The 20,485-nt window shown below is 68.5% G+C and carries 17 protein-coding genes; 8 read left to right on the top strand and 9 right to left on the bottom strand.

Going from position 1 to position 20,485, the window contains the following annotated elements; translation table 11 throughout:
* The first annotated feature begins 177 nt into the window (after window positions 1-177).
* Window positions 178-1,404, top strand: coding sequence for a class I SAM-dependent methyltransferase (locus DS843_RS06370; RefSeq protein ID WP_149468032.1), 1,227 nt, complete (start codon window positions 178-180; stop codon window positions 1,402-1,404).
* Between the two features lie 92 nt (window positions 1,405-1,496).
* On the opposite strand, the gene DS843_RS06365 is transcribed toward DS843_RS06370, so the two are convergent.
* Window positions 1,497-2,810, bottom strand: a complete 1,314-nt coding sequence (locus tag DS843_RS06365; protein ID WP_149468031.1) for an ammonium transporter — start codon at window positions 2,808-2,810, stop codon at window positions 1,497-1,499.
* A gap of 518 nt (window positions 2,811-3,328) precedes the next feature.
* Between DS843_RS06365 and glgC the strand changes: the two genes are divergently transcribed.
* The 4 genes from glgC to DS843_RS06345 all read left to right on the top strand — a co-directional run bounded on the left by glgC (window position 3,329) and on the right by DS843_RS06345 (window position 9,089).
* A complete protein-coding gene (gene glgC / locus DS843_RS06360; protein ID WP_149468030.1) occupies window positions 3,329-4,600 on the top strand; it encodes a glucose-1-phosphate adenylyltransferase in 1,272 nt (423 codons plus the stop codon).
* A gap of 75 nt (window positions 4,601-4,675) precedes the next feature.
* A complete protein-coding gene (gene glgA / locus DS843_RS06355) occupies window positions 4,676-6,154 on the top strand; it encodes a glycogen synthase GlgA (protein WP_208852189.1) in 1,479 nt (492 codons plus the stop codon).
* A 284-nt stretch (window positions 6,155-6,438) separates the two neighbouring features.
* Window positions 6,439-8,241 carry a translation elongation factor 4 gene (lepA, locus tag DS843_RS06350; RefSeq protein WP_149468028.1) on the top strand — a complete coding sequence of 601 codons (1,803 nt, stop codon included), beginning with the start codon at window positions 6,439-6,441 and terminating at the stop codon, window positions 8,239-8,241.
* Window positions 8,242-8,390: 149 nt separating this feature from the next.
* A complete protein-coding gene (locus DS843_RS06345) occupies window positions 8,391-9,089 on the top strand; it encodes an outer membrane lipoprotein (protein ID WP_286191965.1) in 699 nt (232 codons plus the stop codon).
* 6 nt (window positions 9,090-9,095) lie between these two features.
* Here DS843_RS06345 and DS843_RS31060 read toward each other — a convergent pair whose 3' ends face one another.
* Complete coding sequence (locus tag DS843_RS31060) at window positions 9,096-9,254, bottom strand: hypothetical protein (RefSeq protein ID WP_167525205.1); 159 nt, start codon at window positions 9,252-9,254, stop codon at window positions 9,096-9,098.
* 145 nt (window positions 9,255-9,399) lie between these two features.
* Between DS843_RS31060 and DS843_RS06340 the strand changes: the two genes are divergently transcribed.
* From DS843_RS06340 to DS843_RS06330, 3 genes are all read left to right on the top strand, one after another.
* Window positions 9,400-10,278 carry a LysR substrate-binding domain-containing protein gene (locus DS843_RS06340; protein WP_149468027.1) on the top strand — a complete coding sequence of 293 codons (879 nt, stop codon included), beginning with the start codon at window positions 9,400-9,402 and terminating at the stop codon, window positions 10,276-10,278.
* Window positions 10,279-10,382: 104 nt separating this feature from the next.
* Window positions 10,383-11,330, top strand: a complete 948-nt coding sequence (locus DS843_RS06335) for an SH3 domain-containing protein (protein ID WP_149468026.1) — start codon at window positions 10,383-10,385, stop codon at window positions 11,328-11,330.
* Window positions 11,331-11,500: 170 nt separating this feature from the next.
* Window positions 11,501-13,108, top strand: coding sequence for a DUF3369 domain-containing protein (locus DS843_RS06330; protein ID WP_149468025.1), 1,608 nt, complete (start codon window positions 11,501-11,503; stop codon window positions 13,106-13,108).
* 30 nt (window positions 13,109-13,138) lie between these two features.
* Here DS843_RS06330 and DS843_RS06325 read toward each other — a convergent pair whose 3' ends face one another.
* The 7 genes from DS843_RS06325 to DS843_RS06295 all read right to left on the bottom strand — a co-directional run bounded on the left by DS843_RS06325 (window position 13,139) and on the right by DS843_RS06295 (window position 20,446).
* Window positions 13,139-13,600 (bottom strand): response regulator, encoded by a 462-nt coding sequence (locus tag DS843_RS06325; RefSeq protein WP_286191964.1) that lies wholly within the window; start codon window positions 13,598-13,600, stop codon window positions 13,139-13,141.
* A 542-nt stretch (window positions 13,601-14,142) separates the two neighbouring features.
* On the bottom strand, window positions 14,143-16,554 hold the full coding sequence (gene pheT / locus DS843_RS06320) for a phenylalanine--tRNA ligase subunit beta (RefSeq protein ID WP_149468024.1): 2,412 nt from the start codon (window positions 16,552-16,554) through the stop codon (window positions 14,143-14,145).
* A 13-nt stretch (window positions 16,555-16,567) separates the two neighbouring features.
* Window positions 16,568-17,635, bottom strand: coding sequence for a phenylalanine--tRNA ligase subunit alpha (gene pheS, locus DS843_RS06315; RefSeq protein WP_149468023.1), 1,068 nt, complete (start codon window positions 17,633-17,635; stop codon window positions 16,568-16,570).
* A gap of 123 nt (window positions 17,636-17,758) precedes the next feature.
* A complete protein-coding gene (gene rplT, locus DS843_RS06310; RefSeq protein WP_149468022.1) occupies window positions 17,759-18,130 on the bottom strand; it encodes a 50S ribosomal protein L20 in 372 nt (123 codons plus the stop codon).
* A 21-nt stretch (window positions 18,131-18,151) separates the two neighbouring features.
* The gene (rpmI, locus tag DS843_RS06305; RefSeq protein ID WP_145675796.1) at window positions 18,152-18,352 is read right to left on the bottom strand and encodes a 50S ribosomal protein L35; all 201 of its coding nucleotides are present in this window, start codon (window positions 18,350-18,352) and stop codon (window positions 18,152-18,154) included.
* Between the two features lie 210 nt (window positions 18,353-18,562).
* Window positions 18,563-19,513, bottom strand: coding sequence for a prolyl aminopeptidase (gene pip / locus DS843_RS06300; RefSeq protein ID WP_149468021.1), 951 nt, complete (start codon window positions 19,511-19,513; stop codon window positions 18,563-18,565).
* 84 nt (window positions 19,514-19,597) lie between these two features.
* Window positions 19,598-20,446 carry a thermonuclease family protein gene (locus DS843_RS06295; protein WP_149468020.1) on the bottom strand — a complete coding sequence of 283 codons (849 nt, stop codon included), beginning with the start codon at window positions 20,444-20,446 and terminating at the stop codon, window positions 19,598-19,600.
* Between the last annotated feature and the right edge of the window lie 39 nt (window positions 20,447-20,485).

The following is a 20,485-nucleotide window of genomic DNA, read 5'->3' as shown; positions in this document are numbered from 1 at the left end:
TAATGGGCCCCCACCCAACCCTCCCCCACCTTCGGCGGGGGAGGGCTTTTTATCCTCCCCCCGCGAAGCGGGGGAGGCCGGGAGGGGGGCCCAGCACAACCACTCCCCCAACTCCCCCACCCCACCCCCGTTGATGCTATGGTCCGGCACCCGTCCACCTGACCGGCTGCCCGATCCATGAGCATCGACACCCTGCGCGCCCAGTACGAAGCCTTCCCCTATCCCGCGCGCAACCCCGCCGACGAGACGAAGCGCCTGATCACCGGGTCGCCCAGCCATCTGGACGAGGTGAACCACAACGTCTTCGGCGGGCGTCTCGACCACGCCAAGCCCCTCGACGTGCTGGTGGCCGGCGGCGGGACCGGCGACGGGACGATCATGATCGCCCAGCAGATGGCCGACGCCGGCAATCCGGGGCGCGTCACCTATCTGGACCTGTCCGACGCCGCGCGGGAGATCGCGCAGGCGCGGGCCAGGGCGCGCGGCCTGACCAACATCGACTTCCGCCGCGGCTCCCTCCTCGACCTCGCCGGGTTGGGACCGTTCGACTACATCGACTGCTGCGGCGTGCTGCACCATCTGGACGATCCGGCGGCGGGGATGCGCTCGCTGGCCGGGGCGCTGAAGCCGGGCGGCGGGATCGGGCTGATGGTCTACGCCCCCTACGGGCGGACCGGCGTTTACCCCATGCAGGCGGCGCTGCGCACCCTCGCGGCGAACCTGCCGCCGAAGGAGCAGGTGGCGCTGGCCCGCCGGCTGATCGAGCGTCTGCCGCCGTCCAACTGGCTGCTGCGCAACCCCTTCATCGGCGACCACAAACAGGCCGACGCCGACCTCTACGACCTGCTGCTGCATTCCTGCGACCGCCCCTACAGCGTGCCGGAGCTGGCGGAGCTGGCGGCGGCGGGCGGTCTGGCCATCGCGGCGTTGGTGGAGCCCTACCGCTACGACCCCGCCGTCTGGGTGAAGGACCCCCGCCTGCTGAAGCGGCTGGAGGGTCTGTCCCGGCTGGAGCGCGCCGCCTGGGCGGAGCAGGTCACCGGCAGCATGACCAAGCACATCGCCTATCTCGTCCGTCCGGAGGATGCGGAGGCCGCCGTCGCCCGCCCGGACGGGCCGGAGGTGGTGCCGGTGCTGCGCGATCTGGACGGCGCCGCCGTGGCGAAGGGCCTGCCTCCCGGCGGCGTGCTGGAGGCGGAGCTGATGGGCGCCGTCATCCCCCTGCCCCTGCCCCGTCTGGCCGGGCCGATCCTGGCGCGGGTGGACGGGCGGACCAGCCTGGGCGACATCCACCGGGCGGTGGCGGAGAAGACCGGCGCCCTGGCCTGGGACGCCTTCCTGGCGCAGTTCGCGCAGCTTTTCGCGGCGCTGAACGGCGTGGGCAAGATGTATCTGCGCCGCTGAACCGTCACACGGTCTCCACAATGAAAAATCCGCCGCCGGGAGACCCCGGCGGCGGAAGTTCATGGAGGAAACAACCAGGCTGCAAAGAGTGCTTAGTGGATGGTCTCGCCGTGCAGGGCGAGGTCCAGGCCGTCGCGCTCGACGTCCTCGTCCACACGCAGGCCCATCACCACGTCGATGACCTTCAGGATGATGAAGGACCCCACCGCCGAGTAGATGATGGTGGCCAGGATGCCGTAGATCTGCGTCCAGACCTGCCCGATGTTGCCTTCCAGGGCGCCGGCGGTGCCGCCGATGGCTTCCTGGGCGAAGACGCCGGTCAGGATGGCGCCGACGATGCCGCCCACGCCGTGCACGCCGAAGGCGTCCAGCGAGTCGTCATAGCCGAGGGCGCGCTTCAGGCCGGTGGCGCCCCAGTAGCAGACCACGCCGGAGACCAGACCGATGACCAGGGCGCCGGTCGGACCGACGAAGCCCGAGGCCGGGGTGATGGCGACCAGACCGGCGACGGCGCCGGAGATGATGCCGAGGACCGAGGGCTTGCCCTTGGTGGCCCACTCGACCATCAGCCAGGACATGGCGGCGGTGGCGGCGGCGATCTGCGTGACCAGCATGGCCATGCCCGCACGGCCGTCGGCGGCCACGGCGGAACCCGCGTTGAAGCCGAACCAGCCCACCCACAGCATCGAGGCGCCGATCAGGCTGAGCACGAGGTTGTGCGGGGCGAAGTTCTCGTTCGGGTAGCCCTTGCGCTTGCCCAGCACGATGGCGGCGACCAGACCGGCCACGCCCGCGTTGATGTGCACCACGGTGCCGCCGGCGTAGTCGAGCACGCCGTCACCCATCAGATAGCCGCCCGGACCCCAGACCCAGTGGGTGATCGGCGCATAGACGATCAGCGACCACAGGCCCGTGAAGACCAGCATCGAGGAGAACTTCATGCGGTCGGCGAAGGCGCCGGTGATGAGGGCCGGCGTGATGATGGCGAAGGTCATCTGGAAGACGACGAAGACCGTCTCCGGAATGACGCCCGACAGGCTGTCCTTGGTGATGCCCGCCAGCATGAACTTCGACAGGCTGCCGAAGTACGGGTTGCCTTCGGTGAAGGCGATGCTGTAGCCGGCGAAGAACCACAGGATGCTGACCAGGCAGCAGATCGCGAAGCTCTGCATCACGACCGACAGCACGTTCATCTTGCGGACCATGCCGCCGTAGAACAGGGCCAGGCCGGGGATGGTCATGAACAGGACCAGCGCGGTGGCGACCAGCATCCAAGCCGTGTCGCCGCTGCTCAGGGTGGGCTCGGCCGCGGCGGCCGCATCCTGGGCCAGGGCGGCGGCGGGCAGACCGGCCAAGCCCAGAATGGCCGCCATCGTCGGCGCGGCTAGAAGGAAGAGACGGCTCATCGAGGCTCCTCTTTATTCGAATGCTTCTGGCCCGTTTCGCCCCGTCCCCGGTACAGACGGGGCGGCGGGAGGGGGCCGTGTGATGCCGAGTTTGTCTTCAAGAAGCGTGCCAACCCAAAAGGGCTAGGAATCGCGTGGGTTGCGGCCTTTCGGATGACCGCAAAGCAGCATAGGCCCCGAGTCGCCGGCCCTCTCTGCACAGAATTTAAGCAGGATTCCGCACCCTCCACACCCGCCTTCGGCGCGGTGATTCGCCCCTTGCGTGCGGGCGGGCTGGCGTCCGTTCGGGCTGCGCACGCTCGTTTCCCACGCTCTTGCCCGTTTTTTGTGCACAGGTGTGCGACTCAAATCTGCACAGACCTTGGGCGCCCGGCCTATTTCCGGCCTGTTCCCCTCGGCCTATTGGCCCGCCCCGGTGAAATGTGGCACGGTCACTTTCGAACCGGCGGCGACGCCGGTCGCTTCCGGATGGCCGACACCACAGCCGACAGCAAAAAAGAGAACCGAAAGGGAGACACATGCTCGACAAACGGGATCTGCGGCTGGCGCCGCGCCGCGCTGTGGCCCTTGTCCTGGCCGGTGGCCGGGGCAGCCGGCTGAAGCAGTTGACCGACCGTCGCGCCAAGCCCGCCACCTATTTCGGCGGCAAGTTCCGGATCATCGACTTCGCGCTGTCGAACTGCATCAACTCGGGATTCCGCCGCATCGGCGTGCTGACCCAGTACAAGTCGCACAGCCTGCTGCGCCACCTGCAGCGCGGCTGGAACTTCTTCCGCGGCGAGATGAACGAGTTCTGCGACCTGCTGCCGGCGCAGCAGCGCATCAGCGAGACCGCCTGGTACCAGGGCACCGCCGACGCGGTGTACCAGAACCTGGACATCCTGCGCGACCACGAGCCGGAATACATCCTGATCCTGGCCGGCGACCACATCTACAAGATGGATTACGGCGCGCTTCTGCTGGACCACATCGCCAGGAAGGCCGACGTGACGATCCCCTGCATCCAGGTGCCGCGCGAACAGGCGACCGGCTTCGGCGTGATGCATGTGGACGAGACGCAGCGCGTCATCGACTTCGTCGAAAAGCCCGCCGACCCGCCGCCGATGCCGGGCAATCCGGACAAGGCGCTGGCCAGCATGGGCATCTATGTCTTCAACGCCCAGTTCCTCTACGACCAGTTGGAGCGCGACTTCAACGAGCCCGGTTCGACCCGCGACTTCGGCAAGGACATCATCCCCTATCTGGTGAAGAGCGGGGCGCGCGTGATGGCGCACGACTTCGCCGATTCGGCCATCCTGAACGGCCACGAGTCCGAGCCCTACTGGCGCGACGTCGGCACCATCGACGCCTATTGGGAGGCCAACCTGGACCTCTGCCACGTCACGCCGCAGCTCAACATGTACGACCGCGAGTGGCCGATCTTCACCTATCAGGAGCAGTTGCCCCCGGCGAAGTTCGTCTTCGACGACGAGAACCGGCGCGGCATGGCGGTGGACAGCCTGGTGTCGGGCGGCTGCATCATCTCGGGCTCGCTGGTGAAGAACTCGCTGCTGTTCAGCGAGGTGCGCGTCAACTCCTTCAGCGAGCTGCATCAGGCGGTGGTCCTGCCGGACTGCGACATCGGCCGCCATTGCCGCCTGACGAAGGTGGTGATCGACCGCGGCGTGGCGATCCCCGAAGGGCTGGTCGTCGGCGAGGACCCGGAGCTGGACGCCAAGCGCTTCTACCGCAGCGAGGGCGGCGTGTGCCTGATCACCCAGGACATGATCGACCGCCTGCCCAAGGATTGACCCCCATCCCCCCTTGCCCGCGCAGGGCGAAGGGGGATGAGCAAGACCAATAAGAAACGGAAAGACCCCGCCTCCATGCGCGTCCTGTTCGTCACGCCGGAATGCTACCCGCTGGTGAAGACCGGCGGGCTGGCCGACGTTTCCGCCGCCCTGCCCCCCGCCCTGAAGCGCGCCGGAGCCGACGTCCGCCTGCTGCTGCCCGGTTATCCGGCGGTGCTGAACGGGCTGAGCGACCTCCAACCGGTCGGCGGGCCGCTCACCGACCTGCCCGGCGGCGCCCAGGCCACGCTGCGGATCGGACGGATGCCGGACGGGGTGCTGGCCTATGTGCTGGACGCGCCGTCGCTCTACGACCGGCCCGGCAACCCCTATCTGGGACCGGACGGCAAGGATTGGCCCGACAACGCGGAACGCTTCGCCGCCCTGTCCTGGTGCGCGGCGGGCTTCGCGGCGGAGGACGGCTGCGATCCCTGGTGGCGTCCCGACGTGCTGCACGGGCACGACTGGCAGACCGGCCTGATCCCGGCCTATCTGGAGCTGCGCCCCGACCGCTTCGCCGGGCCGTTCCGTCCGGGCACGGTGACGACGATCCACAACATCGCCTACCAGGGCTGGTTCGGCGCCTGGATGATGGGCGACCTGGGCCTGCCGTCCGCCGCCTTCCGGATCGACGGGGTGGAGTATTACGGCGGCCTCGGCTTCCTGAAGGCCGGCTGTTTCTATTCCGACCGCCTGACCACGGTCAGCCCGACCTACGCCCACGAGATCCAGACGGCGGAGCACGGCTCGGGCCTGGAAGGGCTGCTCTCCACGCGGGCCGAGGCGCTGACCGGCATCCTCAACGGCGTGGACTACCAGATCTGGGACCCCGCCACCGACCCGCACATCGCCGCCCGCTACGGCGCCGCGGATCTGGGCGGCAAGGACCTGTGCAAGGCCGACCTTCAGGCGACCTTCGGCCTGGACCGCCGGCCCGACGCCCCGCTGGCCGCGGTGGTCAGCCGCCTGACCGGCCACAAGGGGCTGGATCTGGTGCTGGAGGCGGCGTCGCAATGGATCGCCTGGGGCGGCCAGCTCGCCGTTCTCGGCAACGGCGAACCGGCGCTGGAGGCCGGCTTCCGCCACCTCGCCACCTGGTATCCGAAGTCGGTCGGCGTGCGCATCGGCTATGACGAGGCGCTGTCCCACCGCATCCAGGCCGGCGCCGACCTGTTCCTGGTGCCGTCGCGGTCGGAGCCCTGCGGCCTGACGCAGATGTACGCCCTGAAGTACGGCACCCTGCCGCTGGTCCGCCGCACCGGGGGCCTCGCCGATACCATCGTGGACGCCAACCCGGCGGCGGTGAACGACGGCAGCGCGACCGGCTTCCAGTTCGTCAACGCCACCGTCCAGGAACTGACCTGGGCGCTGCGCCGCGCCGCCGCCCTCTACCGCAAGCCGGAGCGCTGGCACGCCATGCAGCAGCACGCGATGACCCGCGACTTCGGCTGGCACGGCCCGGCGGAGGAGTACATGGAGCTTTACCGCGAGGTCGCGCCGGTTCTGGTGGGGTGAGTCGAGGGGGCGCCCTCAGGATTCTTGTCGAGCAACAGGGTCTTTACGGATTGCGCGGATGGGAGCACGGATTACACGGATTTTTATTATTAATATTATCGTTATCCTATAACTCCGATTGCATTTATTGAAGTTTATGGGGTGACGACAGGAAAATCCGTGTCTAAATCCGTGAAATCCGTGTGGCCCCTGTTGCCCGCAACGGCGTTCGGGCACCCACACCGCCATTGCGCGCATCGTCCGTCCGCCCTATGTTCCGCCCCAAACCAGGGCTCCGGGCACCGATGACTGACCTTTCGCACATCCGCAATTTCTCGATCATCGCGCACATCGACCATGGCAAGTCGACCCTTGCCGACCGTCTGATCCAGCAGTGCGGCGGCCTCGATTCGCGCGAGATGCGCGAACAGGTGCTCGACAGCATGGACATCGAGCGCGAGCGCGGCATCACCATCAAGGCGCAGACCGTCCGCCTGCTCTACAAGGCCAAGGACGGGCAGCAGTACACGCTGAACCTGATGGACACGCCGGGCCACGTCGACTTCGCCTACGAGGTCAGCCGCAGCCTCGCCGCCTGCGAGGGCTCGATCCTGGTGGTGGACGCCTCGCAGGGCGTCGAGGCGCAGACGCTCGCCAACGTCTATCAGGCGATCGACAACAACCACGAGATCATCCCGGTCCTCAACAAGATCGACCTGCCCGCGGCCGAGCCCGACCGCATCAAGCAGCAGATCGAGGACGTGATCGGCCTGGACGCCTCCGACGCCGTGGAAATCTCGGCCAAGACCGGCCTGAACATCGACGCCGTGCTGGAGGCCGTGGTGCAGCGCCTGCCGCCGCCCAAGGGCAACGCCGACGCCGAGTTGAAGGCCCTGCTGGTCGATAGCTGGTACGATCCGTATTTGGGCGTGGTCATCCTGGTGCGTGTGGTGGACGGGCGGCTGAAGGTCGGCCAGAAGGTCCGCTTCATGTCCACCGGTAGCGCGCACGAGGTGGACCGCGTCGGCGTCTTCACCCCGAAGGCCCTGCTGACCGGCGAGTTGGGGCCGGGCGAGATGGGCTTCATCACGGCGGCCATCAAGGACATCACGCAGACCAAGGTCGGCGACACCATCACCGAGGACCGCAAGCCCGCCGCCGAGCCGCTGGCCGGCTTCAAGCCCTCCATCCCTGTGGTGTGGTGCGGCCTGTTCCCGGTGGACGCCGCCGACTTCGAGCGGCTGCGCGACAGCTTGGGCAAGCTGAAGCTGAACGACGCCAGCTTCCATTACGAGGCCGAAACGTCGGCGGCGCTGGGCTTCGGCTTCCGCTGCGGCTTCCTCGGCCTGCTGCATCTGGAGATCATCCAGGAGCGGCTGGAGCGCGAGTTCAACCTGGACCTCATCACCACCGCCCCCTCGGTGGTCTACAAGCTGCACATGACCGATGGCACGGTGCGGGACCTTCACAACCCGGCGGACATGCCGGACGTGATGAAGATCGACCGCATCGACGAGCCGTGGATCAAGGCCACCATCATGCTGCCCGACGAGTATCTGGGCGGCGTGCTCCAGCTCTGCACCGAGCGGCGCGGCCAGCAGATCGAGCTGACCTACGCCGGCGCCCGCGCCATGCTGGTCTACCGGTTGCCGCTGAACGAGGTGGTCTTCGACTTCTACGACCGGCTGAAGTCGATCAGCCGCGGCTACGCCAGCTTCGACTACCAGATGGACAGCTACGAGGAAGGCGACCTCGTGAAGATGTCGATCCTGGTCAACGCCGAACCGGTGGACGCCCTGTCGATGATCGTCCACCGCTCCCAGTCGGAGCGCCGCGGGCGCCAGCTCTGCGAGCGGCTGAAGGAGCTGATCCCGCGCCAGCTCTTCAAGATCGCGGTGCAGGCGGCCATCGGCGGCAAGATCATCGCCCGCGAGAGCATCGGAGCGCTGCGCAAGGACGTGACGGCCAAGTGCTACGGCGGCGACATCAGCCGCAAGCGCAAGCTGCTGGACAAGCAGAAGGAAGGCAAGAAGCGCATGCGCCAGTTCGGCCAGGTCGAAATCCCGCAGAGCGCCTTCATCGCCGCCCTGAAGATGGGCGACGAGTGATTGTTGGGTTTGCGGCGGCATGACGGAAAGCGGGTCTGGAAAGGCCCGCTTTCTTTTTGTCCGCGCATCCCGGAGCCCACAAAAAGTCGAATGACTCGCCGCGCGGAATCGCCTATCACCCGGTCAGGCTTCCAAACGGATGATGTCCCGTGACGCGCACTGTCATGTTTGGCCTGCCCGCCGCCGTCATCGCCGGCATCCTCGCAGGCTGCACCCCGAACTACTCCCCGAACACCTACGCCGCCAGCGCAACGCAGCAGGCGAACAAGGTGGAGCGGGCCGTCGTCATCGGGTTCCGTCAGGTCAAGATCAGCACCAACGGCACCGTCGGCGCCGTCACCGGTGGAGCCGCGGGCGGCGTGCTGGGGTCGCAGTCCGGCGTCTTCGGCATCAACTCGGCGCTGGGGGCGGTCGGCGGCACGACCATCGGCAGCCTTCTCGGCACCTCCATCGAGCATGTGACCGGCGACACCACGGGTTGGGAATACATCGTCCGCAAGCCCGATGGCGACCTGCTCTCGGTCACCCAGAAGGACGAGAAGCCCATCGACATCGGGCAGAAGGTGCTGGTCATCGCCGGCAGTCAGGCCCGCATCGTCGCCGACTACTCCGTGGACCCGGAACCGGCCCCCGCCCCGGCGGCGAAGGAGGCGGCAAAGGACGACGCAAAGCCCACCGATCCGGTCCCCACCGATCCGGTCGTCGAGGCGAAGGAGCTTCCGCCGCCCGAACCCGCGGCGGTTCCGGAGACGGGCGGTCCGGCGCCCCTGCGCCTCACCCCGCCTCCTGTGGAAGCGGCGCCCGCCGAACCGCCCCCCATGGAACCGCCACCCGCCACGACCATCTGAGCCGGTTCACGCCACCAGCACGGCCAGCAGCAGCACCGGCAAGGCCGGCAGCCGGGGCAGGCGGAACCGCCGGGCTGGCGGGACCGGCGCCGGACGGCGCTCCTCCCGCCGGTCCAGGCGCCCGGCCTCCAGAACCACCGCCGTCATCGCGTCGAACACGCCCATCGCTTCACCCTCCCAAGAACCGGAGGGCACCCTGCGCCCGCGCGGAAAATCTGGGAAACGAATAGGCTTTATGAGGATCATCACAGATCGTGATGGGCCTTTCGCGCGTTGAACCCGCGCGTCCCCTCTGCTTGAATGCGCCACCATGCCGGCCAACCTCGACACCGACCTTCTGCGCGCCTTCGTCGCCGTCGCCGACGCGCGCAGCTTCACCCGTGCCGGCGACACGCTGGGCCGCACCCAGGCCGCCGTCAGCCAGCAGGTCCGCCGGCTGGAGGAGGTGGTCGGCGCCCGCGTCTTCCAGCGCGACACCAAGAGCGTCCGCCTGACCCAGGACGGGGAGCTTCTGCTGACCTACGCCCGGCGGATGCTGACCCTGAACGACGAGGTGCTGACGCTGATGCGCCGGCCCGCCACGGTGGCCAGCGTGCGCATCGGCACGCCGGACGATTACGCCACCATGCTGCTTCCCGGCGTGCTGGCCCGCTTCGCCGCCGCCTATCCCGACGTGCCGGTGGAGGTGATCTGCGACAACAGCCCCGATCTGGTGGCGGAGATCGACAAGGGCCGCTACGACCTCGCCCTGGTCACCCGCCACCCGGACAGCCGCAGCGGCGAACTGGTCCGGCGGGAGCCGGTGGCCTGGGTCGCCCCGCCGCGCAGCACGGCGGCCACCCCCATCGAGCGGGAGGACCCGCTGCCGCTGGCCCTGTTCCCCAAGGGCTGCGTGGTGCGCGACCTCGCGGTGGCGGCGTTGGAGGGCATCGGGCGCGGCTGGCGCGTCGCCTTCATCAGCAAGAGCGTGGTGGCGGTGCACGGCGCCGTCCTGGGCGGGTTGGGAGTCACCGCCATGGAGGAATGCACCGTCCCGCCCAGCTTGCGCCGCCTGACCGAAGCGGACGGCTTTCCCCGCCTGCCGGACATCGACATCGCGCTGCACCGCGCGCCCGGCATGGCCGCCAAGCCGGTCCGGCTCCTGGCCGAGGCGATCCACGATCTGGTGGGCGGCGACCGGGCGGCCTGACCGGCCTCGCCGTTCCGTGACATCCGCCCCGGCGGGCATGCGCCGGGTTGCCCCGGCGGGGTGCGCCGATGCAGAATGGGCACTCTCCCATGGGGGCAACCACCATGCGCACGCGTTCCGCCACCGCCTTCCGCGCCCTGGCGCTTCGGCTGATCCTGGCCGCGGCGGCGCTGTGCTGCGCCCCGGTGACCGCGTTCGCGCAAAGCCCCGTCGCCATCGGCGCGCCGCTGACCGGCGAGGTGGTGCTGAACCGCGACATCGAGGTGCGCATCGGCCCCAACGCGGACGCCCGGATCATCCAGACCCTGCCGCGCGGCAAGGCGCTGAACGCTCTGGGCACGCCGCGCGGCACCTCCTGGACGGAGGTCGCCATCGGCGGCCAGCCCATCGGCTATGTTCCCTCCGATTCGCTGGACCCGGCGCTGATGGTGTCCCGCTCCATCACCGCCGCCATGGGCGGCGCCAGCGCCGGGGGACCGCCCGCCGGAGCCGGAAAACCGCCGGTCATCCACCGCGGCGCCGCCGTGGTGCCGCGCAGCGCGTGGGAAATCGCCGCCCAGGCGCCGGCCCAGGGCTACGTCGTCGCCGCGGACAACATCAAGGCGACGGAGATCCTGGACAACAAGAAGCGGCGCGGCTTCACCCTGCGCAAGGGCGACGTGGTCAGCCTGATCGATTCCGCGAACGGGCGGGTGACGCTGGGCATGCCCAGCCGGTCGCGGGCGGTCGCCACGACGGACGGGCTGATCGGAGTCGTCGCCCCCTACCCTCTGCCCGGAATGCCGCCGATCGAGCCGGGTCCGCTCTTCGCCGCGCGGCTGGGCGAGTATGTCAGCCACGCCGAAGGGTTGCGCGCCTGGCAGGAATTCACCTACGGTCCGGGGACGGCCTACCGCGATCTGCCGCCGATGGTCTGGCCGGTCTTCCGCGGCGCCCGCACCACCTACCAGATGGGCGTCGGCCCCTTCACCCGCACGCAGGTGGACAATGTCTGCGGTGCGCTGGCGCAGAGATCCATGGACTGCTGGGTGATCGAACTGGAAACCTTCTGATGCCGTCGGAAGGGTCCGTCACCCGCTTCCGCACCGCAGGATAGCGGTTCGGCGTTCAATGCAGTTTGTTGAGCTTTTTCGTCGAAAATGCTTCGATTGAGGCGGTAGGCGCGTGCAGCCACACCGTGTTAATCTTTTTTACCCTCCGCCCGACCCGCATCAGGCTCCCCATGACCGACTCCGACGACGAGTTCCTCTTTCTGGACGACCAGGACGGCGACGGCGAGACCGGGTCGCCGGGCACCGGGAACCGCTGGAAGATGATGATCGTCGACGACGAGCCGGAGGTGCACTCCATCACCAAGCTCGTGCTCGCCGACTTCTCCTACAAGGGCCGCTCCGCCGAGTTCATCTCCGCCTATTCGGCGGCGGAAGCGCGCAAGATCCTGGAGGGGGAGGAGGACATCGCCATCATCCTGCTGGACGTGGTGATGGAAACCGACGACGCCGGGCTCAAGCTCGTCCACCACATCCGGGAGGAGCTGAAGAACCGCCATGTCCGCATCATCCTGCGCACCGGCCAGCCCGGCCAGGCGCCGGAGCGCGCGGTGATCCTCGACTACGACATCAACGACTACAAGGCGAAGACCCAGCTCACCGCCCAGCAGCTCTTCACCACCACGGTCGCCGCCCTGCGGTCCTACGAGGACATCATGGCGATCGAGATGAACCGGCGCGGGCTGGAGAAGATCATCGAGGCGTCGTCGTCCCTGTTCCAGGCGCGCTCCATGAAGCTGTTCGCCGCCGGGGTGCTGACCCAGCTTTCGGGCATTCTCGGCGTCGGGCCGGACGCCATCCTGTGCGTGCAGCGCGGCCCGGTCATCGCCGGGACGGAGCATGGGGGCATGGGGGACAGGCTGTATGTGCTGGCCGGCTCCGGCCGGTTCGAGGCGCTGATCGACGAACCGGCGGCCAACCATGTGGAAGCCGCGGTGCTGGCCGAGGTGAAGCGCTGCCTGGAGACGCACAGCAACCGCTATGCCGCGGATCACTGCACGCTCTACATCCGCACGCCCAACAACCGGGAGAATGTGGTCTATCTCACCTCCGACCGCCCCCTGTCGGACCTCGACCGCAACCTGATCGAGGTGTTCTGCCGCAAGATTTCCGTCGGCTTCGACAATCTGCACCTTTACGAGCAGATGCGCCGCAGCCAGGAGCACACCGTCATCGCCATGGCCAATCTGGCGGAGCATGGCGGTCATCCGGACCGTCTTCCCGGTGCGGAAGCCGATGCCGGCCCGCGCATCGCCATGGTGACCGACCGCATCGCCCGCCGGCTGGCCGAGGAGGGGTGCTATCCCGCCGTCCTCGACACGCTGTTCCTGGAGTCGGTCGGTCTGGCCGCCATCCTGCACGACGTCGGCAACGCCACGCTGGACCCGGATATCCTCGGCAAGGCCGGCCCGCTGACGCCGGAAGAGCGTGCCGCCATGCAGACCCACACGACCGCGGGCTGGCACCTGCTGGACCGCGCCAGCCGCCGGTCCGACGGGCGGACGCACCTGCATCTCGGGGCGGAGGTCGCCCGGTCGCATCACGAGAATTGGGACGGCACCGGCTATCCCGACCGCCTGCAAGGCGACGCCATCCCGCTGAGCGCCCGCATCGTCGCGGTGGCGGATTGCTTCGACGCCATGACCCGCGACCGTCCCTACCGAAAGGCGCTGGATCACGACGTGGCGGTGGCCGAAATCCGGCGCCTGTCCGGCAGCCGGTTCGACCCGGTGGTGGTGGACGCCTTCCTGGCGGTGTCCGACGGCCTGCGCCGCGGCTGAACCCGCCCTGAACCCGGGTCCTGGGCGCCGTCAGCCGGCGCCGCTCATCAGCGCGTCCACCATGTCCTTCAGCGGACCGATCTGCACCGGCTTGTGCAGCAGCCGGCAGCCCAGCGCGGCGGCTTCGGCCTGCCGTTCGGGCATGGTGTCGCCCGTCAGGATCAGGGCGGGCACCGGGGCGCCCACATGCGCGCGCACCATCTCAACCACCTGGGCGCCCGTGCCTCCCGCAGGCAGGAAATGATCGGCCAGAACCAGCCCGGGACGGCCGGTCGCCTGCGGCAGGCGCTGCGCCAGCTCGTCCAGAGACAGGGCGGTCAGCACGTCGTAGCCCCAGGCTTCCAGAAGCAGCGCGAGCCCTTCCACGATGGACCGGTCATCGTCCACCACGATGACCAAACGGCTGGACTCGTCCGGCCCGCCTCCGCCGCCGTCCTCGCGGCCGGATGCACCACCGTCGCCCGCCGCACCGCCACCGGTGGCCCCGCTCATGACAAGGACGGGAGCGGGTCTGGGGTAGTCATTTGATAAGCTCGCCATCGGGACATTCACCAGGGCTGAGGGCGGCAGGGCCGGGCACCCCAACGCCGTTTCCGACAAAGCCATTTAAAAGAGAGTCAAAACATTAAGAAAGTCCGAATATCAGTCCAACGTATTTTCAGAAACATCTGCCATGTATGCAGGAAGGGATACATTCTAATTTTGAAATTTCCGCACTTCGGTAGGAAACATCCGATCAATGCGGATGCATGATTTGTAAACCCATTTTCATTCGCTTTATCTGATGTATCCTTTCCGTTCAACTCTGAAAAAGCGCATATGAGGCGCGACCGGACGTCACGCCCAACAGACAGGCAATGAACGGAGTGCACCGCAGACCACGAATCCAAACGTCTCGGCTCCGGAACAATCCTTTGAACTGTCCAAGGCGTCGCCCGTTCCATGCGGACGCCGAAAAACAATGGGCCCCCGCCTTGCGGCGGAGACCCAAATTTTGTCTTATGAAATTGAAACCTTCTTCACGTGGGCAGCCTTTAGGTGCGCAGACTGCCGCCCGTGGCCTTGGTGACCGCGGCGACGATCTTCTGGCTGACGGCCTCGATCTCCGGCTCGGTCAGGGTCCGCTCGGTCGGCTGGAGCGTGACGGAAAGGGCCACGGACTTCCTACCCTCCTCCACGTTCGTGCCCTGATAGACGTCGAAGACGGTCACGTCCCTGACCAGCGCCTTGTCGGCGCCCTTGGCGGCGCGGACCAGCTTGTCGGCCTCCACATCCTTGCCGACGACGAAGGCGAAATCGCGCTCCAGCGGCTGGTACGGCGAGAGCTGGACCAGCGGGCGCGCCGTCCCGCCCTTCTTCTTGGGCAGGGGGATGGCGTCCAGGAACACCTCGAAGCCGATGACCGGCCCCTTCACGCCCAGCGTGTCCAGAACGGTCGGGTGGATCTCGCCGAAGCGGGCCATGACCGTGGGGCCGAGGCGCAGCACGCCCGAGCGGCCCGGATGGTACCAGCCCGGCGCGTCGGTGGTGACCTGGAGGTTCGTCACCGGCGCACCGGCGGCCTCCAGCACGGCCATCGCGTCGGCCTTGGCGTCGAAGGCGTCCACGCCACGAGCCTTCTCCGCCCAATGGCGCGGTACGGCGTTGCCGGCGCGGATGCCGGCGGCCACCATGTCCTGCCCGTCCGGCGACGGCTTGCGGAAGGCCGGCCCGACCTCGAACAGGCCCACGTCGGCGTAGCCGCGGTCGGCGTTGCGCCCGGCGGCCTGGATCAGGTTGCCCAGGATCGACGGGCGCATGACGTCCAGGTCGGCGCTGATCGGGTTGACCAGGGTCAGCCCCTCCCCGGCGCCGCCGAACAGCTCCGCCACCGGACCGGCCATGAAGGACCAGGTAACGGCTTCCGACAGGCCGCGGACGGCCAGCGTGCGCTTGGCCAGCCCGACGCGGCGCTGCTTCGTGCTCAGCGCCGGACGGGTCAGCACGCTGTCGCGCGGCAGCGGCGTCGCCGGGATGGCGTCGAAGCCGTGGACGCGCAGCACCTCCTCCACCAGATCGGCCTCGCCGTGGATGTCGGCGCGCCAGGAGGGCGGGACGATGCGCAGGGTGCCGTCCACATCCTCGCCGGCGATCTCGCAGCCCAGATCCATCAGGATGCGCGTCTGCTCGTCGCGCGGCACGTCGACGCCGCCGAGAGCGGCGACGCGGCCCGGACGCAGCGTCAGGGTGCGGCGCCACTGCGGCTCCTCGCCCGCGATCACGAGATCGGAGGCCTCGCCGCCGCAGATGTCCAGGATCAGACGGGTGGCCCGCTCCATGCCCGACAGGACCGCCGCCGGATCGACGCCGCGCTCGAACCGGTAGCGCGCGTCGGAGTCGATGCCCAGGCGCCGCCCGGTCTGCGCGGTGCGCACCGGGTCGAAGAAGGCCGCCTCGACGAAGACGTTGACGGTCGCCTCGGTGCAGCCCGTGTCCTCACCGCCGACGATGCCGGCCAGCGATTCCGCGCGCTCATGGTCGGCGATCACGGTCATCTCGCCGTCGAGATCGTAGTCCTTGCCGTTCAGCGCCTTCAGCCGCTCGCCGGGACGGGCCATGCGCACGACGATGCCGCCCTTCACCTTGTCGGCGTCGAAGACGTGCAGCGGGCGGGCGGCGTCGAAGGTCAGGTAGTTGGTGATGTCCACCAGGGCCGAGATCGGGCGCAGGCCGATGGCGACCAGCTTGTCGTGCAGCCACTTCGGCGACGGGCCGTTCTTCACGCCGCGGATGACGCGGCCGACGAACAGCGGGCAGGCGTCGGTGCGCTCGTTGGTCACGCCGAGCGGGCTGGGGAAGGCACCCTTCACCGGCTCGGCGTTCAGCGGACCGTCCGTCAGCGGCTTCAGCCGGCCCAGCCCGGCGGCGGCGAGGTCGCGGGCGATGCCGCGCACCCCGGCGCAGTCGGCGCGGTCCGGCGTCAGGCTGATGTCGATGACCGGGTCACCCAGGCCGGCATAGTCGGCGTAGGCCACGCCGACCGGCGCGTCGTCCGGCAGTTCGATGATGCCGTTGTGCTCTTCCGACAGCTTCAGTTCGCGTTCCGAGCACATCATGCCGTTCGACTCGACGCCGCGGATGACGCCCTTCTTCAGCGTGATGTCGGAGCCGGGGATGTAGGACCCCTCCGGCGCGAAGACGCCCTTCAGGCCGGCGCGGGCGTTGGGCGCGCCGCAGACGACCTGGAGCTTTTCGGTGCCGGTGTCGACGACCAGGACGCGCAGCTTGTCGGCGTCCGGGTGCTTCTCGGCGGAGACGACGTGGGCGACGCGGAAGGGCTTCAGCTCTTTCGAGCGGTCCTCCACCCCTTCGACCTCCAGGCCGAGGGCGGTCAGCTTCTCCACGATCTGGTCGAGCGTGGCGTCGGTTTCCAGGTGGTCCTTCAGCCAGGACAGCGTGAACTTCATGGGTCCGGCTCCTTTAGCGCGTCAGGCCCTGGGCCATGCTGGGAACGTCGAGCGGCACGAAGCCGTAATGCTTCAGCCAGCGGAGGTCGGCTTCGAAGAAGGTGCGCAGGTCGGGGATGCCGTATTTCAGCATCGCCACGCGCTCGATCCCCATGCCGAAGGCGAAGCCCTGGTATTTGGTGCTGTCGATGCCGCAGGCTTCCAGCACGTTGGGGTGCACCATGCCGCAGCCCAGGATTTCCAGCCAGTCGCCGTAATTGCCGAGCTTCAGCTCGCCGCCCTTGCGGGAACAGCCGATGTCCACCTCCGCCGACGGTTCGGTGAAGGGGAAGAAGCTGGGGCGGAAGCGCAGCGGCAGGTCGTCCACGTCGAAGAAGGCGCGGCAGAATTCGATCAGGCAGCCCTTGAGGTGCCCCATGTGGGTCGCCTCGTCGATGACCAGCCCTTCGATCTGGTGGAACATCGGGGTGTGGGTCATGTCGTAGTCGGACCGGTAGGTGCGGCCCGGCGCGATGATGCGGATCGGCGGCTTCTTGTTCAGCATGGTGCGGACCTGCACCGGGCTGGTGTGGGTGCGCAGCAGCATCTTCTTGTCCCCGGAATCCGGCAGATAGAAGGTGTCGTGCATGTCGCGGGCGGGGTGGCCCGGCGGGAAGTTCAGGGCGGTGAAGTTGTGGAAGTCGTCCTCGACGTCCGGCCCCTCGGCGACGCTGAAGCCCATCTCGGCGAAGATCGCCACCATCTCGTCGATGGTCTGGCTGATCGGGTGGATGCGCCCCTCGGTCTCCGGACGGACCGGCAGGGTGACGTCGATGCGCTCGGCCTGGAGGCGGGCCTCCAGATGGGCACGGGCAAGGCCGGCCTTGCGGCTGTCGATGGCTGCGGCGATCTCGTCCTTCAGGGCGTTGAGCTGCTGGCCGCGCTCGCGCCGTTCGTCGGGCGACAGGCCGCCCAGCTCCTTCATGAAGCCGGTGATGCGCCCCTTCTTGCCGAGCGCGGTGACCCGCACCTCTTCGAGGGCCGCGAGGTCGCCGGCGGCGTTGACCTGCGACAGGAGTTCGTCTTTCAGCGCATCGAGCATGTCATTTCCCGCGAGCCATAAGGAAGTGCGAGCGTAAAGAAAAAGGGAGCCGGCCCAGAGGCACGGCTCCCTTCTTTCGTGTCCGGCGCCGGACCGGGGTTTCCGCTTTGCGCGGCGAACCCTTTAGGCGGCGGCCTTGGAGGCGAGAGCGGCCTGGGCCTGATCGACGATGACCTTGAAGGCCTCCGGCTCACGGGCGGCCAGGTCCGACAGGACCTTGCGGTCGATCTCGATGCCGGCCAGCTTGATGCCGTTGATGAAGCGCGAGTAGGTCAGGCCGTACTGGCGCACACCGGCGTTGATGCGCTGAATCCACAGGCCGCGGAAATCGCGCTTCTTGTTGCGGCGGTCGCGGTACGCGTATTGAAGGGCCTTTTCGACCTTCTCGATCGCGATGCGGAAGTTCTTGGAGTTGCGGCCCCGGTAGCCCTTGGCGAGCTTCAGGATCTTGCGGTGACGGGCGTGCGTGGTGACGCCGCGCTTAACACGAGCCATGGTTCAGATTCCCTTACGATATCAAGCGTTGCGCAGCCAGTTCTTCAGCACGATCTTCTGGTCCGGCTCGGCCAGGGTCATCATGCCGCGCGCATTGCGCTTCATATTCGGGCTCTTCTGCTCCAGGCAGTGGCGCTTGAAGGCCGCCTGGGCGCGCACCTTACCGGTGGCGGTCACCTTGAAGCGCTTCTTGGCGCCGCTCTTCGTCTTCAGCTTGGGCATTTTCAATCCTTGCGTTGGATGTTCCCGACTGACGGTTGGGCATGCCCTGGGTCTCGGACCCGGCCTCGCCGCCCGTTGGAGGGCAGGGTTATACGCGCGGCCACGCCGCAACGCAAGGGGGAGCGAATGCGGGAAGGCTCAAGTCCCCTCCCTCACCGAAGGTGGGGGAGGGTTAGGGAGGGGCCCCGGCGCAACCGCCTCCCAGTTTTCCTACCGGTACTCCTTGAAGCGCTCCGTCGCCTGGACCAGGGCGGCGCGGATGCCCGGCTCCATGGCGGAATGGCCGGCGTCGGGAACCACGCGGTACTCGGCCTCGGGCCAGGCGCGGCGCAGATCGTCGGCGCTGGCGATGGGGCACACGATGTCGTAGCGGCCCTGGACGATCGCCCCCGGCAAATGCCGGATGCGGTGCACGTCGCGCAGCAGCCGGTCCTCCGGGGTGAAGCGGTTGGCGCGGAAGTAATGGGCCTCGATCCGGGCGAGACCCAGCGCGTGGGTGTCCTCGGCGCTCGTCGCGATCAGCTCCGGCGAGGGCAGGAGCGAGGAGCAGGAGCCTTCATACAGGCTCCACACCCGCGCCGCCGCCATGCGGGTCGCGGCGTCGGGCGAATCGAGCCGCCGCCAGTAGGCTTCCAGCAGGTCGCCGCGCTCCTCCTCCGGAATGTGGCCGGCAAAGGCGGCCCAGGCTTCCGGGAAGATGGTGCGCATCGAATAGAGGAACCAGTCGATCTCCGCCTTCCGCATCAGGAAGATGCCGCGCAGGATCAGCCCCAGGCAGCGTTCCGGGTGGGTCTGCCCATAGGCCAGCGCCAGCGTCGACCCCCAGCTTCCCCCGAACAGCAGCCAGCGCTCGATCCCCAGATGGCGGCGCAGCCGTTCGGCGTCCTCCACCAGCAGTTCGGTCGTGTTGCGGCGCACCTCGCCCAGCGGAGCGGAGCGCCCCGCGCCGCGCTGGTCCATCACGACGATCCGGTAATGGGCGGGGTCGAAGAAGCGGCGGTGCGTCGGCGAGGCGCCCGCCCCCGGCCCCCCGTGCAGGAACAGCACCGGCACGCCGCGCGGGTTGCCCGACTGCTCCCAGTAGAGCGTGTGGATGTCGTCCACGGGCAGGAAGCCGGTCTGGTAGGGGTCGATGGGCGGAAAAAGCTCGCTGCGGGGCATGAAGAGGTCCTGTCAGTCCGTGCCGGATGGAAGCCGATGCGATGCAAGCCAGTGTAGGGCGCCCGTCCGGCGTCCGCCACAGGCTCACTCCTCCTTGCCATCGGAAAGGTTGGGGTCGGAAAGGTCCGGCGGCGGGCGGGAGGGGCGCGGCACCGGACGGGCGGACGGGCCGCCGCTATCCAGACGCTCGATCTGTTCAGGATGAGTCGCCTCGATCAGCGGACCGGCGCGCAAGCCCACCCAGCCGCGCACGCGGACGGTCCGGCCCTCGTAGGACAACGGGTCGATGCCGGCGGCCACGAATTCCCGCAGGGCCGAGCGCCCGATGTGAACCGTGACGTCGGTCCGCCAGTCCTCGCCGAAGTCCAGATAGGCGTCGCCGCCCGCCTTGGTCACCCGCAGCACCTGCCCTTCGACGATCTGGAAGCTGTCGCGGTCCCGCAGCAGCGCCTCCGGATCGGCGGGGCGCACGGCGTAGGCGCGGGTTCGCCAGATGCCGCGCTCCGCCGCCCGCGCGCCGGCCTCCGCCGCCAGCATCTCGCGGGCCAGGGCGCGGGCGTCGGGCCGGGTGTGCACGCGGGCGAGGCCGCGCGCGAGCAGTTCCCCCTGGAGCCACAGCCCGTCGCCGCGCACCACCTGCGCCAGCAGGCGCCCGTGCCGGTCGGTCCTCGCCTCCCCCCGCACCGTCAGGCGCTGCCCGAGCGCCAGATCCGCCAGCGCCTTCGCCGCCGCTTCGGCCAGAGGCCAGCCCTGGCCCGGTTCCGCCCCCATGGGCGGTGCGGCGGGTTCGATCCCGGCAAGGCGCAGGCTGCGCCCGTCCTCCAGCAGAAGCGTGGCGCCGTCGGTCACCGCGGAAACGCGCAGGTCCGGCGGCCCGGCGGTGTTCGCCGTCAGCAGCAGGGCGAACAGCGGGGACAGGATGCGGCGCGGCATGGCGGGTGCGGGGTGGAAACAACGGAACGGTCGGTGCGC

This window comes from Roseomonas genomospecies 6, assembly GCF_008365375.1.
Lineage (GTDB): Bacteria > Pseudomonadota > Alphaproteobacteria > Azospirillales > Azospirillaceae > Azospirillum.
The sequence above is the reverse complement of the archived record's forward strand: the minus strand, read 5'-3'. Positions and strand labels throughout refer to the sequence as shown.